Source organism: Neptuniibacter sp. QD29_5 (assembly GCF_047778125.1).
GTDB lineage: Bacteria > Pseudomonadota > Gammaproteobacteria > Pseudomonadales > Balneatricaceae > Neptuniibacter.
Map to the genome: position 1 here is coordinate 2263546 of NZ_CP180556.1, position 15895 is coordinate 2279440.

Genomic DNA, 15895 nt, shown 5'->3' on the forward strand with positions numbered 1-15895 from the left:
CGTTAGGCTTCAGGAATAACAGCTAATAGATCTGTCACAGCTAGATCAATGCCCTTTTGGCTTAGCATCGTACTCACCTGCCCACGATGATGGGTCTGATGATTAAAGAAGTGCTGCATCAAATAGCCAAAACGCTTTTCAAATTTATTCCCCTGCATATTGCAGTAAACCAAGGAGTGGTTCAGATCATACACTTCTATCTCATCGCACAATTCAACAATGGCGCGGTCCAACAAATAACGTGCGTCTCGTAACTCTTCGAAATCTGTATATACAATCGTGTTTAGTTTGACTGGGCGCTCCATCGCTCTTACTTCTTCTAAGCTGTTATAAGCTGATGGGTGATCCGCAAAGCGTTTTAGCCAAATAATATCGCCCACCAAAATATGGTTAAGCGTTGCTAAGATAGAACCAAAAAACGCTCCCTGATCTTTACTGACCTCTCCCTCTTCAAGCTCACTGGCGGCTTCGTAGATACTTTCATTCATCCATTGGTTATAGCGAGCCATCAGCTCAAACTGGTCTTTCAGTGTCATAGTTCCTCCTTAGAATTCATCCATTTAAACAGCAAAAGATGACAACTTATAGAAACCTCACAAAGAAAGGGTAAAATGCGTGTTTTTCTTTTCAGGTTAATCTTATGCTTAACGTTTTAGTGATTGGTTACGTCTGGCCCGAACCCAACTCTTCTGCAGCTGGTAGCCATATGTTGTCACTGTTACGCCTGTACAAACAGCAAGGGTGGGACCTTACATTTGCCAGCCCTGCACAAACCACAGAGCATATGATCAACCTAGATGATGAAGGCATCGCGCACTGTAATATCCAACTTAACAGTGACTGCTTTGATCAGTTCGTCAGCGACCTCAATCCCGATATTGTGATGTTCGACCGCTTTATGATGGAAGAACAATTTGGCTGGCGAGTGGAAAAGAACTGCCCTGAAGCCCTACGCATTTTAGATACAGAAGATCTGCAATGTCTGCGTAATGCCCGTCATCAAGCCGTTAAGCAAACCCGCGAGATGACGCTAACGGATCTCTACTCTGATTTAGCCAAACGAGAGATCGCAGCAATCTATCGTTCCGACCTTTCGTTAATCATCTCCGATTACGAAACAGAGCTTTTAATAAAACAGTTCTCGGTACCAGAACAACAATTCCATCATCTACCTTTTATGCTCAATCTGGATCAATTGCCAGAACAGGTCCCAAGCTTTGCAGAGCGTGCTCACTTTATGATGATTGGTAACTTTCGTCATGCGCCTAATTGGGATTCTGTGCTGGAGATGCAAAGACTGTGGCCGCAGATACGCCAGCGCCTAAAAGAACACGGCGAAACCAATGCCGAGCTACATATCTGGGGGTCTTACCCACCACCGAAAGCCACAGCACTCAATAACCCTAAGACCGGTTTCCTTATTAAAGGCTGGGCAGAAGATGCCTACGATACATTTAAGTCTGCCCGCGTTTGCCTTGCCCCGCTACGTTTTGGCGCTGGTATAAAAGGTAAGTTGCTGGATGCGATGGTCTGCGGCACACCAAGCATAACTACATCTATAGGTAGCGAAGGGATGTTGTCAGATCCGAGCCTATGGCCGGGAGCCATTGCCGATAACGATGACGCCTTTATCGAAGCCGCGGTAGAGTTATATCTAGATCAGCAAGCATGGCAACGCGCTCAGCAAAATAATAAAGCACTACTACAAGATAGATACGATGGTAACCAAACAGGGCCTGCTCTGATTTCACGTATCAAAGCGCTGCTGGAAAACCTAGAGCAACATCGCCTACTAAATTTCACTGGGGCTATGCTGAACCATCACAGTCTTAAAAGTACCCAATATATGTCCCAATGGATCACGGCTAAAAATAAGCTGGAAAGCACGCTATAAAATCAAGAAAATTCATAAACCTGTCACAGTGCTGCTTTACTCTGCTAAGATTTTTTAGATGAGAACAGGACAGAACATGGACAAGGTTTGGGAAGTTTTTTGGCGATTCCTATTACTGGGCTGCACCAGCTTTGGCGGCCCTGCTGCACATATCGGTTACTTTCAAAAAGCCTTTGTACAAGAGAAGAAATGGATCGATCAGGATGCCTACGCAAGGCTAGTTACCCTTAGTCAATTTCTACCGGGGCCTGGTTCAAGCCAAGTGGGTTTTGCGTTGGGCCTAAGACAAGCGGGTCTTTACGGCGGTATTGCTGCATTCCTTGGCTTTACGCTGCCCTCTTTTCTCATTCTCTATCTGCTTGCCACAACCGATACACAAAACAGCGGTAGCTTTCTGATAGGTGCCGTTCATGGCCTCAAGCTGTTAGCCGTTGTCGTCGTTGCTGACGCTACGCTGAGTATGCAACGCAATTTCTGCAAAGATAACCAATCGCTCAGCATTGCTATCTTCACCGCTGCCGCTCTTCTAATAGCCCCATCATTGTGGACGCAAATGGCCGTGCTGCTTATTGCAGCTGTTGTAGGTATCTATCTTAAAAAAGCTGAACTGACTTCAGCAGATAAAGATCCAGAAACAGCAATTGAAAAGACAGAACAACCGGCAAAATTGCCGTTAATAATCTTCGGTCTACTGTTTATTCTGATGCCTCTATTTGCCCTAATTTCTGACTGGGCAGCACTCTTTAATGCGTTTTACCAAGCGGGCAGTTTAGTGTTTGGTGGTGGTCATGTTGTCCTTCCGCTTCTACAACAAACCCTTGGTGAAGCGGTAGATCCAGATCGCTTTATCGTTGGCTATGCTGCAGCTCAAGCTATCCCAGGCCCGATGTTTACCCTTGCTACCTTTCTAGGTGCGGATATGCAAAGCAATACAGCACTGATGGGTGCTATCGTTGCAACACTCGCTGTTTTCCTACCAGGCTTTTTATTGGTTTTGAGTCTTCAAGGTGCTTGGGAGTCATTAGCGGCAAAACCTAAAATTGCGGGGGCCGTTTGGGGAATTAACGCAGCGGTTGTGGGTTTGCTGCTTTCTGCATTGTACCAGCCAGTCTTTATCACCAGCGTGACCTCTGGATTAGATATGGCATTGGTGATTATCGGCTTCTTTACCCTACAGAAATTTAAGCCGCCGATCTTGGCGCTTGTGGCTGGGTTTGCAATCGCTGGATGGGCTTTCTTCTAACTAGCTGCTTTGTAAACAAAAAGATTGTTCAATATAAGGCTGGCTTTTAGATGGTAAGAATTCAGCCTACATCAAATTTGTTTTTCCACCTCAAGTTCGTATGTCATAAATTTTCTTCCCATCAGCTCGCTCTCGTATACATCTTTCGACAGTTTCTTTAAGAATTTATATTCAGGTCGCGTGTGAAGGAAATGAATAAAGATCGTTTTATGGCCCAGCTCTTTAGCCCAGCGCATGATTTCGCGAAATATTTGCTTTCCTATGCCCCAATAGCTGTCATCGATGACAATAGCGATCTCATATTTTCCTTGTTCCAGCTGAATGCCACACCATCCTGCTAGCGTGTTCTTAACCTTGATAGCTCTAACCCGACAACCCTCGACAGCATCCACCTCTATTTTTTCCTGAATCCATTCAACCACCATATCAAGGCTAAACAACTCATGATCAACCAGATGCTCCCGCGTCGATCGCTTATTTAACACCGGCAAAAACTCTAGCGGCTCAATCTCAGTGAATTTTACGTATTCTAAGTAATGCATATGACCTTCATTTTTGATTCAACTCGCTAGAGCTTAAACAGCTTAATCTTTCGCGAAGTTAGATGAGGCTCTTCGATAATTATCTGTAATACAGTTTAGTTACGAAAAAAGCCGATGTATTTAACATCGGCTTTGGTTTTTTCCGTAGAGGGAAAAATTAGTTTGAGCTTGGCTCACGCATAGTGACAAACTCTTCGGCAGCTGTTGGGTGGATACCAATCGTGCTGTCGAAAACCTCTTTCGTAGCGCCGGCTTTAAGAGCAATACCGATACCTTGAATGATCTCACCCGCATCTGGGCCAACCATGTGAACACCCAGTACTTTGCGACTATCTGCATCCACCAGCATCTTCATAAAGGTACGCTCTTCACTGCCGCTGATTGTATGTTTCATCGCACGGAATTCAGATTTGTACACTTCAATATTGTCGTACTGTTCACGTGCCTGCTCTTCGCTTAAGCCGACAGTACCGATATTAGGCTGACAGAACACTGCTGTTGGGATCAGGTCATAGTCTACTTTCTGGTTTGCACCTGCATATAAGTTACGTACCAGCGCCATACCCTCTGCAAGAGCAACCGGCGTTAGCTGAACACGATCAATTACATCACCTACAGCGTAAACAGATGGCACATTGGTCTGGAACTCATCGTTAACCACGATAGCGCCGTTTTTACCCTGTTCGATACCCAACTCTTCAAGACCCAAGCCCTGAACCTTAGGGTTACGGCCTGTTGCATACATGATCTGATCTGCTTCGATTACAGAGCCATCCGTCATAGTCGCCAGTAGCGAGCCATCTGCCTGTTTCTCGATTGCTTCAATATTGTTGTTGAACTGTAGATCGACGCCTTTCTTCGCCACTTCTTGCGCAGTGAACTCACGGATCTCGTTATCGAAACCACGTAGGAAAAGATCACCACGGTAAGCCAAGGTTGTTTTTGCACCTAGGCCTGCAAAGATACCGGCAAACTCAACGGCGATATACCCACCGCCTACAATCAGAGCGCGCTTAGGAAACTCTTCTAAGTAGAACACTTCGTTAGAGCTGATGATGTGCTCTTTACCCGGAATATCCGGAATGTTCGGCCAGCCACCTACAGCAACCAGAATACGCTCTGCAGTATATTGCTTATCACCAACAGCGACTGTGTGTGCATCCACTAAAGTTGCGCGGCCATTAATTAGCTCACAACCCGAGTTCACCAATAGGTTTTGGTAGATGCCGTTTAGACGCTCAATCTCTTTGGTTTTATTATCACGTAGGGTTGGCCAATCAAACTCCATACCTTTGTGAGTTAAACCAAAACCTGCTGCCTCTTCAAAGCTTTCTGCGTAGTGAGATGCGTATACAAACAGCTTTTTAGGTACACAACCTACGTTTACACAAGTGCCGCCAAGGTGGCGATCTTCTGCAATGGCAACTTTAACACCCATGCCTGCTGCCATACGTGCCGCACGAACACCGCCTGAACCCGCACCAATTACAAATAGATCAAAATCGTATTCCGCCACAATCGGCTCCTTTTCTTGTGTCAATCTTCAATGTGCTCACTGTACTGAAACCTGTATATGAAGGCCAATAAAGAAAGTTAAACACCCCGATAGAATTTACTAATTCATTATGAGTATCCATCCGGCTAAATGTTCACTAAAATCCATTTTTTATTTTTGTTCAGGATTGCGGCCTTATGAAACTGATTTGCTTTAACGTTAACGGACTACGTTCCCGCCTTCACCAGCTACAAGCGGTTATCGATAAGTATCAGCCAGACGTTATTGGCCTGCAGGAAACTAAAGTGCATGACGAAGCCTTCCCAATGGCAGATGTTGAAGCGATGGGTTACCACGTAGAGATCCACGGCCAAAAAGGTCACTACGGTGTTTGTCTGATCTCCAAAAAGCCATTGAGCAATGTCCAAAAAGGCTTCTTAACTGACGAAGAAGACGCTCAGCGCCGCATGATCATGGGTGACTACGAAACTGACGAAGGTAACGTAGTAACAGTATTGAATGGCTACTTCCCTCAAGGTGAGAACATTGAGCATGAAGTAAAATTCCCAGCCAAGCGTAAGTACTATGCAGATTTACAGAGCCACTTAGAAACAAACTACACACCTGATCAGAACATTGTGGTGATGGGCGATCTAAACATCTCACCAGAAGATAAAGATATCGGTATTGGTGAACCAAACCGTAAGCGTTGGTTAAAGACCGGTAAAGCCAGCTTCCAACCAGAAGAGCGCGAATGGTATAGCAAGCTAACGGGCTGGGGCTTAACTGATTGCTTCCGTCATCAGAACCCAGATGAAGATCAGGTATTTAGCTGGTTTGATTACCGCTCTCGTGGCTTCGATGCCGAGCCAAAGCGCGGCCTACGCATCGATGGCATCCTACTAACGGCGCCATTACTAGAGAAATGTACTGACTCTGGCGTGGATTACGAAATTCGCGGTATGGAAAAACCATCCGACCATGCGCCAATCTGGGCAGAGCTAAGCGTTTAATTAAGATTTTTTTCAGGGCTGCCTTACAGAGTAAAAGTAAGCGGCCCTGTTTAAGTTAGATCAAAATACTTAGCATCCATCTCACAAAATTCTACCAAGGCATCATGAGCAAGTTGACCATTCGGATGCGACATTCTTAATAAGCGCTTCACCCGTTCATCCAGATGCTGGTAAGAACTTTGATCTCCCGTTCCTAAAAACCTAAAGCCCATCTGCCAACGGGAAAACTCCCGCTCCGGTAATTTATCATTGGTGTAGATGATATCCATATCTCTATGGCGCGTATCTGCTTTGATATCTGCGGCAATCTGCTTTATGGACGCTTCCGGCCCTTCTAACACCTGAAAGAAAAGCGGAGGATCAAACAGCAACAAACCTGTTAACTCCAAGCGTTTATTTTTGGTTCGAGCCTGATTCATTAGTTCCCTTAAGCCCTCTAAGGAAAACTCATTGGCCTGATGACTGATATAAACAAACTGATGCAGCATCCATAACCTCAGCAACGCAGTTAATTCCTGATAAAATCAGGCTAGCTCAAGAGCAATCTTCTGATAGCGACTTCTGTTAGAATAGCTCATCACTTTATCTTCCACCTTGAGTTATCACTTCAATATGTCGTTTTCTGCGCTCGGTCTATCTGATTTCCTGCTATCTGCACTGTCTGATTTAGGCTACGAACAACCTACGCCTATTCAGCAACAATCGATCCCGGTCACCCTAGAGGGAAAAGATGTTTTAGCTGCTGCAGAAACAGGCTCTGGTAAAACCGCTGCATTTACACTACCGATTTTACAAAGCTTAGCGACAGCCCTACCACCGCGAAATAACTTAGTTACCGCATTGGTATTAGTACCTACGCGTGAACTGGCAGTACAGGTGGAAGAAGCGATCCGTCAGTACGGCCGTAACTTCCCAAGGAAGCTTAAATCTCTGGCGATTTACGGTGGCGTATCCATCAATGCACAGATGCAGGCGATGCGTGGTGGTGCAGATATTGTGGTTGCAACACCTGGGCGACTAATCGATCTATTCGAGCGTAATGCCGTTGATCTACGTAACGTCAGTACTTTAGTACTCGATGAAGCCGATCGCATGTTAGATCTAGGTTTTGCTGATGAGCTGGATGACATCCTTGATGAACTGCCAGAACAACGGCAAAACCTGCTGTTCTCTGCAACCTTCCCGAAAGGTGTGCAGGAACTTACAGACGATTTTCTGGATAACCCAGTCAAAATTAAGATTGAGCAAGAGAGCACGATCCCAGAACAGTTGGTACAGCGTGCAATTGAGGTCGACCACAACAACCGCACTATGCTGTTAAAGCACCTGCTAAAACAGCAAAACTGGACACAGATTCTAATCTTTGTTGCCAGTAAACGTACCGCTAACAATGTCGAGATGAAGCTTTACCGCTCCGGTATTCAAGCGAAAACCCTACATGGCGATCTAACGCAGAAAGAACGTAACCAAGCGCTACAAGAGTTTAAATCCGGTGAATGTAAAATCCTGATTGCCACAGACCTTGCTGCCCGTGGTATTGATATTCCAAACCTACCTTGTGTGCTTAACTACGACCTGCCTCGTGCCGCTGCCGATTACGTTCACCGTATTGGTCGTACTGCCCGTGCGGGTGAGATAGGTGAAGCGATCTCCTTTGTCGATCACGAAGGCGACGCGCACTTTAAACTGATCGAAAAACGCACTCAACAAAAGATACCCCGCGAGCAATTCGAAGGCTTTGAACGATCGAAAGAGATACCAGCCGAAGTACAGGCTAAAAAAGGTAAAGCGCCGGTTAAAGGTAAGCGTAAGAGCAAGAAAGACAAACTACGTGAAGCAGCAGCCGCTGCAGAGAAAGGCAGTGTAAATCCGTGGAAGGGTAGAAGCTAAGGTCATTTAAGGATCAGGGCTGAATCGGCTAGGTTCAGCTCTTCTAATCAAGAACTCTAAGATAGAAATCAGTGAGTCTGGATATCCTCATCCACTTTCGAACATAAATCGTCGGCATACTGCTCAAGCGCCGTCTCGTACATCTCTTTCCAAGAACTAAAGCTAGTATGGGTTTTAATTACCCTATCCAGCTGCTCATTTTTAGTATCAGGGTAAAGTGCTGACTTTATTTTGCATTTATGCAGCATTTGCCATAGATTAGTGAAGCAGCTATTTCTAGACACAAAAGCCCTAGGAAATAGCCTTTCAAGCTCGCCATCATCTAGATACCCATCTTCGATTCTAGTCATCGCAAACATCCTTATCTTCCAAATAATACACACACAAAGTGTAGGCTTAATTTGCTAATTTGTGCCATGAAACTTAGGTACTCGCCCAAAAGGCTTAAAAATATAAATACACTGCAGTAAAAATCTGGGTTGAATCGGTTTAGTTCAGCGCTATCAAAACCATATAAAACCTCATGCACAATACATATGAAATTACATATATATGATTTTCCGTATATAATCTAAACTCTCTTTCTTACCAACAAGATTAGGTTTTAGCTTTATGGGTATATTCGAACGCTTCCTCACCCTTTGGGTAGGTGTCTGTATTCTGGCGGGTGTCGTACTGGGAAATCTAATCCCAACCTTCTTTGAACAGATCGCAGCGCTAGAATTTGCCCATGTAAATCTGGTTGTCGCAGTATTTATCTGGGTGATGATCTACCCGATGATGGTCCAAATCGACTTCACCGCACTACGTGATGTTGGTAAGCGACCGAAAGGCATCGCGCTGACGCTAGTGGTAAATTGGCTGATTAAACCCTTCTCTATGGCCCTATTAGGTTGGCTGTTTTTCCGCATCCTCTTTGCAGACCTAGTCGATCCAGAAAGTGCTAGTGAATATATCGCAGGTATGATCCTACTGGGCGTCGCTCCATGTACCGCTATGGTATTTGTCTGGAGTCAGCTCACTAAAGGCGATCCTAACTACACCTTGGTTCAAGTATCAGTAAATGACGTGATTATGGTGTTTGCCTTTGCACCGATCACCGCCTTTCTTCTCGGTGTGAGTGATATCAGCGTGCCGTGGGATACACTGCTGCTATCGGTTGTGCTGTACGTATTGTTACCACTAATTGCCGGCATCTGGACACGGCATAAACTGGAAAAAGCAGATAATGGTCAGCGTCTAGAATCATTCTTAGCCACGCTAAAGCCTTGGTCGATCCTAGGACTGCTTGCCACTGTGGTTCTGTTGTTTGGTTTCCAGGCAGAAAAGATCGTTAATCAGCCACAGTCGATTCTGCTGATTGCTATCCCGCTGCTAATCCAAACTTACGGTATTTTTGCACTGGCCTACTTTGCCGCGAAGTGGATGAAGCTACCGCATAACATCGCAGCCCCTGCCTGTATGATCAGTACCTCTAACTTCTTTGAATTAGCAGTTGCCGTGGCTATATCACTATTCGGTCTACATTCCGGTGCGGCATTAGCAACAGTAGTAGGCGTATTGGTGGAAGTGCCGGTAATGTTATCGCTGGTGGCATTTGCCAATCGGACGAAGCATTGGTTTCCCACGAGCTAGTAGCTAGAATTAAGGAGGTCAGAGTACCTTTTCATAAGTTATAATATAACTTTTCTTGTCAGCATTAAGGCTCTACCCCATGTCATTTAAATTTTTCTACACCGACTACTCTACTGATAAGCATGTACGCTCGGATGAAGCTGTATCTGAAACCTTAGAGAACGTGATTGAGCATATGCAGAGTATGCTGAAGGAGCCGGATAACTTTATCGGTTTGATTGATGAGAACAATCTGATGCTGCAGTTTATGGTTAAGGATGATGGTTCGATTCTAGTGGATGTACCGATGCATGAGCGTAAAGGTTCGTTTACTAAACATGCTGACTTGAACGAGTCGATTGAGATTGTGCGCAGTCTTAATGATGAAATTGTGTGGGAAGAGATCGACGGGTTGCAGTTTAAGAACTGGTAAGCAGCAAACCGAAAAACGGATCGCTTATAAAGCGATCCGTAACGCTAGACCAATCATCACCAAACCACTGACCTGATCGATCTCTTTGGCCTTTTTCTGTAAGGCTTTGATCACTTTGTCTTTCGATAGCACCACCGCCACACTGCATAGCCACAGCATATCGATACATACCACTGTACCCATATAGATCAGCTTTTCGGTCACCGATTGATCCGCCGATACAAACTGCGAGAACAGTGCGATGAAGAACAGCGCCAGTTTCGGGTTTAGGACTGAGATCATCACCCCATCGCGTACCGCTTCTGAGTACGGACCTACAGCTTTATCTTTACCGAAGTTAGCATTGCCTTTTGAGCGAATCGCTTTTAAACCCAACCATGCTAGATATAGCGCACCGACATAAGTGATCACTTGGTAAAGCATCGGGTGTTCTGACACTACAACGCCCAACCCCCATAGGGTTAAGATCGCCCAAACGGCTACGCCAGTTGAGTGACTTACAGCGGTGATCACACCATGTTTACGGCCATTTCCTAATGTCTGACGCAATACTACCGCCAAGCTTGGGCCTGGAGACATAGTGCCTAATAGACATACAACAACAAATGAAAGCCAGATGGCCAGAGTCATGGGAGTCACCTCGATCAGTAGATGGAGGCATTGTAGTTAGCTGAAAGGAATTAAAAAAATGCAAATATCAGATACCAGCCATGATTTAAAATCATACCTAGTTTGATAAGTGTTATTCCGTTGCATGAGTGTCGATATGCATCTCGTCACGGAGCAGATCTGCGATTAAATTACGTAACCAACGGTGGGCTGGATCTTGATCGTGAAGAGCATGCCAGCAGAGGTGATAGTTGTTCTGCGGTACTTCATCTAACGGTAGTTCAGCGTAACTCAAAGGAAAGTGCGCTAAGGCATTGCTGGCGATATGCTGTGGTAGGATCATCAGCATAGGTTCGCTAGATAACACTTGAAATGCCGCGGAGAAGAACGGTACTTCAAATTGGATGCGACGTTGTAAGCCTTGGGCTTCCAGCGCACGATCAAAGAAGGAATCTTTATCGCCACCGCTGTTCAACCGTAGGAATGAGTATTCCAGCATCTTTTCTATAGTAAGCGTTTGCCCCGCGAGCGGGTGGTTTTTTGCCATTAAGCAAACTGGGCTGTCTTGGCCAATATGAATGCTCAGTACATTCTCTGGCAGACTATTAGTAGTCGTTGAAGCGAGATCGAGGGGAAGCTGACCTAAACGTGTTAACAGTTCTGGTCGCCACATCTCGTAGCTAATATCGATCCCAGGCGCTTCTTGGCGGAGCTTTTGCAAAATATCAGGAAAGATAAACTGCGCCACATGATCGGTGCAGGCGAAACTAAAGCGACGGACACACTCGGCGGGGTTAAAGCTGTCGCCCTCCCCTAGTTCATCCACCTCAGCCAAAATAGCCTGCACTTTAGGCAGTAGCTCTTTCGCTTTGGCGCTTAACAGGTAATCATTACCTTCACGGATAAGCAGTGGATCAGCAAAATGATCGCGCAGCTGACTTAACTGTCGACTCATGGCTGATTGCGTAAGGTGCAACCGGTCCGCAGCACGGGTTACATTGCGCTCTTCCAGCATAATGACTAATGCACGCAGCAGATTCAGATTCAGTCGATTCACAAAGATTCAGCCATAGTTCTCTAAAAGGTTAATCATAATCTATCTGATCCTATCCATCGAACACTAGAGTCTGTCCATGAAACGCTAGGGGCTATCCAGTAAACGCTAATGGCTTTCCATCAAACGCTAGAGCCTATCTGTACCGCTTTTAATGCCATCACAGTGTAACTGTGTTGGATCTGTGACGGTTAATTATCTCTTTTCTGCCTCTGCACCTAGAACTTTACTTATACGACACTATATAGCTTACGAACATTTCCACTTTTGTATTTAGTTATCTGTTACAGAACTTATAAGTTACGGAACTCTTTTTATGGAAATCTATTTAGCGATTTTAGTTTTTGCTATCTCATCCACGATAACCCCCGGCCCCAACAATATTATGATTATGACCTCTGGGCTTAACTTTGGGGTTAAGCGCAGCATGCCTCACTTACTAGGTATCTGCTTGGGCTTCCCGTTGATGGTGGTTGCAGTTGGTTTGGGCTTTAGTGCGGTATTTGAGAAGTTTCCAATTGTTCACGAGATCATCAAAGTGCTTGGTGTGACGTATCTGCTTTACCTTGCTTGGTTAGTCGCTTCTTCTGCCCCTACGTCGATGGAGGGGGATCAGAAATCTAATCCACTGACCTTTATGCAGGCGGCACTTTTCCAATGGGTAAACCCGAAAGCATGGGTAATGGCGACCGGCGCGATTGCTGCCTATACCTCGCAAGATACAACGATGCTGCTACAAGTTATAGTGATTAGCCTGTCCTTCTTTGTAGTGAGCTTCCCGTGTGTAGGCGTATGGCTGATCTTTGGATCAGGGCTAAAACGCTTCCTAAAAGAGGCAAAGTACCAACGAGTCTTTAATATCTCGATGGCACTTTTATTGGTGGTTTCGGTATTGCCAGTGCTGAACGAGCTGAGAATAACTTACCTCGCTTAAAACAAGAAAGGCCGCATAACGCGGCCTTTTAGTTCATTCCCATTTATAGTTTTAAGCTGCGCGTCTATTGGTTTTAAAGCTGGCAACCACGCTTTCCAGCTGCTCCATATCAGAATGCATGTGACTCGCATGCGTTTCCAATTCAGTACTTAGACCTTGAGCGTTATTCGCTTCTGTGTGAATGCCCTGTAATCTGTCTTTTAACATCTCAGATGATTGTTTCTGCTGCTCTGCAACTACAGCTATCTGCTGATTCATATCGTTAATCTGTAAAACAGAATGGGTTATAGCACGTAGCGATTCAGCAGCGGATAGAGATCGACTTACACTTTCTTCTGCCACTTGCTGACCGGATTGCATAGTCGTATCTAACTTACCTATCTCTCCCTGCAGGCTAAGAATTTTCTTCTGTATCTCTTTAGTCGCCCGTTCCGTCCGGACCGCTAGATCACGCACCTCATCAGATACCACAGAGAACCCTCGCCCTTGATCTCCAGCACGAGCAGCTTCAATCGCAGCATTAAGAGCAAGTAGATTCGTCTGCTCTGCGATGGTTTGAATCAGTTGAATGATTTCACCAATAGAATGACTTTCATCTTTCAAACGCGCAGTGTATTGAGAAGCCTGAAGTATATTATCTGCAAGTTCGTCAATTTTGAGTTTCACCTGCTCTACTTCAGATTCACCCTGACTCACCATATCCGATACACGACTAACCTCAGAAGCCCCCTGCTGAGTGCTAACTGCGGTCTGTTCTGAAGTAACGGCAAATTCCCGCATAAGTTCAGTCGCAGCTTCGGTCTCATAAGTTTGGGAATCCATACCCATTGCCGTAGACTGGGAGGCGGTTCTAACCTTTTTAGCTGCATGCAGTCCCCTCTGGGAGACCTGAGCCATAGTATTTACCGCTTTTTCCAATTGATCTAGAAGAGCATTGAATGCTTGCGCGGTTTCACCTGCCTCTGTCCCAGCTTCAACCTCTGCTCTTAAGCTCAAATCGCGGCTGGCAATAATCTTCTGTACGGTATTCATGGTATCTAACCATGCAGTTCTGGCATTGTGTTCTGCGACGTTAAGTCCTACCTGCTCCTCTTCTGGAGAGATACGTAATTTGCCAAACGTTCTCAGCAACCAGAAGAAGATCAAACCTGTTGTAAACGCCCAGACAAAGACACTAAACGCACCGGTTAGCTGCACAACAAACTGATCAAAACGACTATCTAGAGGTAAGTTTTCAATTGGAGCGAATAGCGCCAAAGCAATCGTTCCCCAAACTCCACAAACGCCATGAACAGCTACCGCACCAATTGGATCATCAACCTTCATCCAATTTAGTAATACATACTCAGCCATATAAAGAACCATGCCTGAGATAATACCTGTAATAATAGCGCCCCAAGGACCCAAAACCTGACAACCCGCAGTGATACCTACAAGACCACCTAAGGCACCATTGAGTACCTTGAGGATGTTAACTTTACCTTCATCCATGACCAGAGAGATTAATAGCACAGTCAAACCACCTGCAGCCGCAGATAGATTGGTGTTCACTAAAATCATCGGTACATCTTCGTTAACGGCTAATGTGCTGCCACCGTTAAAGCCAAACCAGCCAAACCATAGTAAGAAAACACCTAGGGTTGCCAAAACTAGGTTATGGCCTGGAATGTCCTGAACTTCACCTCGAACATTAAATCGTCCTAAACGCGGCCCTAAAACCAAAGCACCAGCCAAGGCAACCCATCCTCCAACAGAATGGACAACTGTAGAACCTGCAAAATCGACAAAACCTTGCTGCTCTAACCAACCGCCATCACCGCCAACTAGGGCACTACCCCAGATCCAATGACCGGACACCGGATAGATCACACAAGATATCAGTACAGAGATATATAAGTAGTCCTGAAAGCGCATCCTTTCAGCGACTGCACCCGCCACAATAGTCGCGGCAGTACCTACAAACATTGCCTGAAATAGGAAGAAGGCATAATCTTGAGGGCCAGACATATGGTGATCAGCTGAAACAAATTCGCCTATAAATCCACCACTATCAAGTCCAAACATTATGCCAAAGCCAAGCAACCAGAAGCCTAAAAAGGCAATAACAAAGTCAGCTATATTTTTTATAGCGACGTTGTAACTATTTTTAGCTCTGATACATCCAGCTTCTAAAGCGGTAAAACCAGCCTGCATTAGAAAGACTAAAGCAGCAGCAAGAATTACCCATAAACTATCGATCCATACCTTTGCATCAACCAGCTCTTCAGCCGCTTGTACTGGCAACGATAGAACTAAAGCTACTACGGGTCCCCACCTAAGTAGCTTAGTCTTTTTAAGTGCTTTCATGTCATATCCCCCTAGAAAGCGAAAAACTTGATTACGCAGTCGCAAAAAACAAGCCAGCTTTGCAAAAAAGGGCTAAAAGCCTTAAACCATGAAGTTTATAAGGAAAAAAACGATTTATCTATAAATTACAAAGAATTACCGCGGCGCACAAAAATACAGCATTGCACGGCACCACTTACTAACAACCGCACCACTTAGGTGCAACACTAAACAAACATAGTGACATCTTCCATTGGCTGACGTGGTTTCTGCGGCCAGCTCTGTTTTGCAGGGTAGCCAAGCGTTACCAGCATTACCGGGATATCAGTCTCTTCAAGCTCAAACTCAGCGTGTAACTGACCTGGATCGAAACCCGTCATAGCGCCCGATGCGATACCCATGCCATGAGCCGCCAACATCATAGTCATACCGGCTAATGACCCCGAACGTAGTGCCTCATCTCGCTGTAAACTGTAATTACCCTCATGAGAATTGGTCGCCATTTCGACCCAACCGTCTGCAATCTCTTGAGACATAATATTAGCTTCTACCACTGGGCTGAGCTGTTTCGGTAATTGCTGATAGCCTTTAAGCGTGCCGCAGATAATCACCGTGGCAGATGCATCTAGAATTTGTGGTTGGTTAAATGCGATTGGATGCAGTTTCTGCTTCGCTTCTTCGCTAGACACAACAATAAACTTCCAGTTCTGCATGTTATAAACCGAAGGTGATAGCGTCGCTAATCGCAACAGCTCTTTAAGCTGAGCATCTGATAGCTTTTTGTTTGCATCATAACGCCCTACTGAGGCGCGGGTTTCAATCAGTTGGGTAATCATATCTTTCATAACA

Annotated in this window: 16 protein-coding genes; 7 read left to right on the forward strand and 9 right to left on the reverse strand. The window is 45.3% G+C overall.

What is annotated here, in order from left to right; genetic code table 11:
- Nucleotides 1-2: 2 nt before the first annotated feature.
- Complete coding sequence (locus ACMXYR_RS10660) at nucleotides 3-536, reverse strand: DinB family protein (RefSeq protein ID WP_415901541.1); 534 nt, start codon at nucleotides 534-536, stop codon at nucleotides 3-5.
- Between the two features lie 104 nt (nucleotides 537-640).
- Here ACMXYR_RS10660 and ACMXYR_RS10665 point away from each other — a divergent pair, with 104 nt between their 5' ends.
- Together ACMXYR_RS10665 and chrA are read left to right on the forward strand one after the other, a co-directional pair.
- Nucleotides 641-1894: a glycosyltransferase gene (locus ACMXYR_RS10665; RefSeq protein ID WP_415901542.1), complete on the forward strand. Its 1254-nt coding sequence runs from the start codon at nucleotides 641-643 to the stop codon at nucleotides 1892-1894.
- Between the two features lie 76 nt (nucleotides 1895-1970).
- A complete protein-coding gene (gene chrA / locus ACMXYR_RS10670) occupies nucleotides 1971-3137 on the forward strand; it encodes a chromate efflux transporter (RefSeq protein ID WP_415901543.1) in 1167 nt (388 codons plus the stop codon).
- A gap of 71 nt (nucleotides 3138-3208) precedes the next feature.
- Here the strand turns inward: chrA and ACMXYR_RS10675 are convergent, their stop codons facing one another.
- Nucleotides 3209-3679 (reverse strand): GNAT family N-acetyltransferase, encoded by a 471-nt coding sequence (locus tag ACMXYR_RS10675; protein ID WP_415901544.1) that lies wholly within the window; start codon nucleotides 3677-3679, stop codon nucleotides 3209-3211.
- Between the two features lie 157 nt (nucleotides 3680-3836).
- Entirely contained in the window at nucleotides 3837-5195 is a 1359-nt protein-coding gene (gene gorA / locus ACMXYR_RS10680; protein ID WP_415901545.1) for a glutathione-disulfide reductase, read from the reverse strand.
- A 176-nt stretch (nucleotides 5196-5371) separates the two neighbouring features.
- On the opposite strand from gorA, the gene xthA reads away from it, so the two are divergent.
- Entirely contained in the window at nucleotides 5372-6187 is an 816-nt protein-coding gene (gene xthA / locus ACMXYR_RS10685; RefSeq protein ID WP_415884037.1) for an exodeoxyribonuclease III, read from the forward strand.
- Between the two features lie 50 nt (nucleotides 6188-6237).
- Here the strand turns inward: xthA and ACMXYR_RS10690 are convergent, their stop codons facing one another.
- Nucleotides 6238-6675 (reverse strand): BLUF domain-containing protein, encoded by a 438-nt coding sequence (locus ACMXYR_RS10690; protein WP_415901546.1) that lies wholly within the window; start codon nucleotides 6673-6675, stop codon nucleotides 6238-6240.
- 124 nt (nucleotides 6676-6799) lie between these two features.
- Between ACMXYR_RS10690 and ACMXYR_RS10695 the strand changes: the two genes are divergently transcribed.
- Nucleotides 6800-8077 (forward strand): DEAD/DEAH box helicase, encoded by a 1278-nt coding sequence (locus tag ACMXYR_RS10695; RefSeq protein ID WP_415901547.1) that lies wholly within the window; start codon nucleotides 6800-6802, stop codon nucleotides 8075-8077.
- 68 nt (nucleotides 8078-8145) lie between these two features.
- On the opposite strand, the gene ACMXYR_RS10700 is transcribed toward ACMXYR_RS10695, so the two are convergent.
- Nucleotides 8146-8427 (reverse strand): hypothetical protein, encoded by a 282-nt coding sequence (locus tag ACMXYR_RS10700; protein ID WP_415901548.1) that lies wholly within the window; start codon nucleotides 8425-8427, stop codon nucleotides 8146-8148.
- Between the two features lie 262 nt (nucleotides 8428-8689).
- Here ACMXYR_RS10700 and arsB point away from each other — a divergent pair, with 262 nt between their 5' ends.
- Both arsB and ACMXYR_RS10710 read left to right on the forward strand, forming a co-directional pair.
- Nucleotides 8690-9712 carry an ACR3 family arsenite efflux transporter gene (arsB, locus tag ACMXYR_RS10705; protein WP_415901549.1) on the forward strand — a complete coding sequence of 341 codons (1023 nt, stop codon included), beginning with the start codon at nucleotides 8690-8692 and terminating at the stop codon, nucleotides 9710-9712.
- Nucleotides 9713-9791: 79 nt separating this feature from the next.
- Nucleotides 9792-10124 (forward strand): hypothetical protein, encoded by a 333-nt coding sequence (locus tag ACMXYR_RS10710; RefSeq protein WP_415901550.1) that lies wholly within the window; start codon nucleotides 9792-9794, stop codon nucleotides 10122-10124.
- Nucleotides 10125-10148: 24 nt separating this feature from the next.
- Here ACMXYR_RS10710 and ACMXYR_RS10715 read toward each other — a convergent pair whose 3' ends face one another.
- Together ACMXYR_RS10715 and ACMXYR_RS10720 are read right to left on the reverse strand one after the other, a co-directional pair.
- A complete protein-coding gene (locus tag ACMXYR_RS10715) occupies nucleotides 10149-10754 on the reverse strand; it encodes a LysE family translocator (RefSeq protein ID WP_415901551.1) in 606 nt (201 codons plus the stop codon).
- 112 nt (nucleotides 10755-10866) lie between these two features.
- Nucleotides 10867-11790, reverse strand: coding sequence for a LysR family transcriptional regulator (locus ACMXYR_RS10720; RefSeq protein ID WP_415901552.1), 924 nt, complete (start codon nucleotides 11788-11790; stop codon nucleotides 10867-10869).
- A gap of 313 nt (nucleotides 11791-12103) precedes the next feature.
- On the opposite strand from ACMXYR_RS10720, the gene ACMXYR_RS10725 reads away from it, so the two are divergent.
- Complete coding sequence (locus tag ACMXYR_RS10725) at nucleotides 12104-12721, forward strand: LysE family translocator (RefSeq protein WP_415901553.1); 618 nt, start codon at nucleotides 12104-12106, stop codon at nucleotides 12719-12721.
- Nucleotides 12722-12772: 51 nt separating this feature from the next.
- Here ACMXYR_RS10725 and amt read toward each other — a convergent pair whose 3' ends face one another.
- Together amt and ACMXYR_RS10735 are read right to left on the reverse strand one after the other, a co-directional pair.
- Nucleotides 12773-15067, reverse strand: a complete 2295-nt coding sequence (gene amt / locus ACMXYR_RS10730; RefSeq protein ID WP_415901554.1) for an ammonium transporter — start codon at nucleotides 15065-15067, stop codon at nucleotides 12773-12775.
- A 206-nt stretch (nucleotides 15068-15273) separates the two neighbouring features.
- The gene (locus tag ACMXYR_RS10735; protein WP_415901555.1) at nucleotides 15274-15891 is read right to left on the reverse strand and encodes a nitroreductase family protein; all 618 of its coding nucleotides are present in this window, start codon (nucleotides 15889-15891) and stop codon (nucleotides 15274-15276) included.
- Nucleotides 15892-15895: the final 4 nt, after the last annotated feature.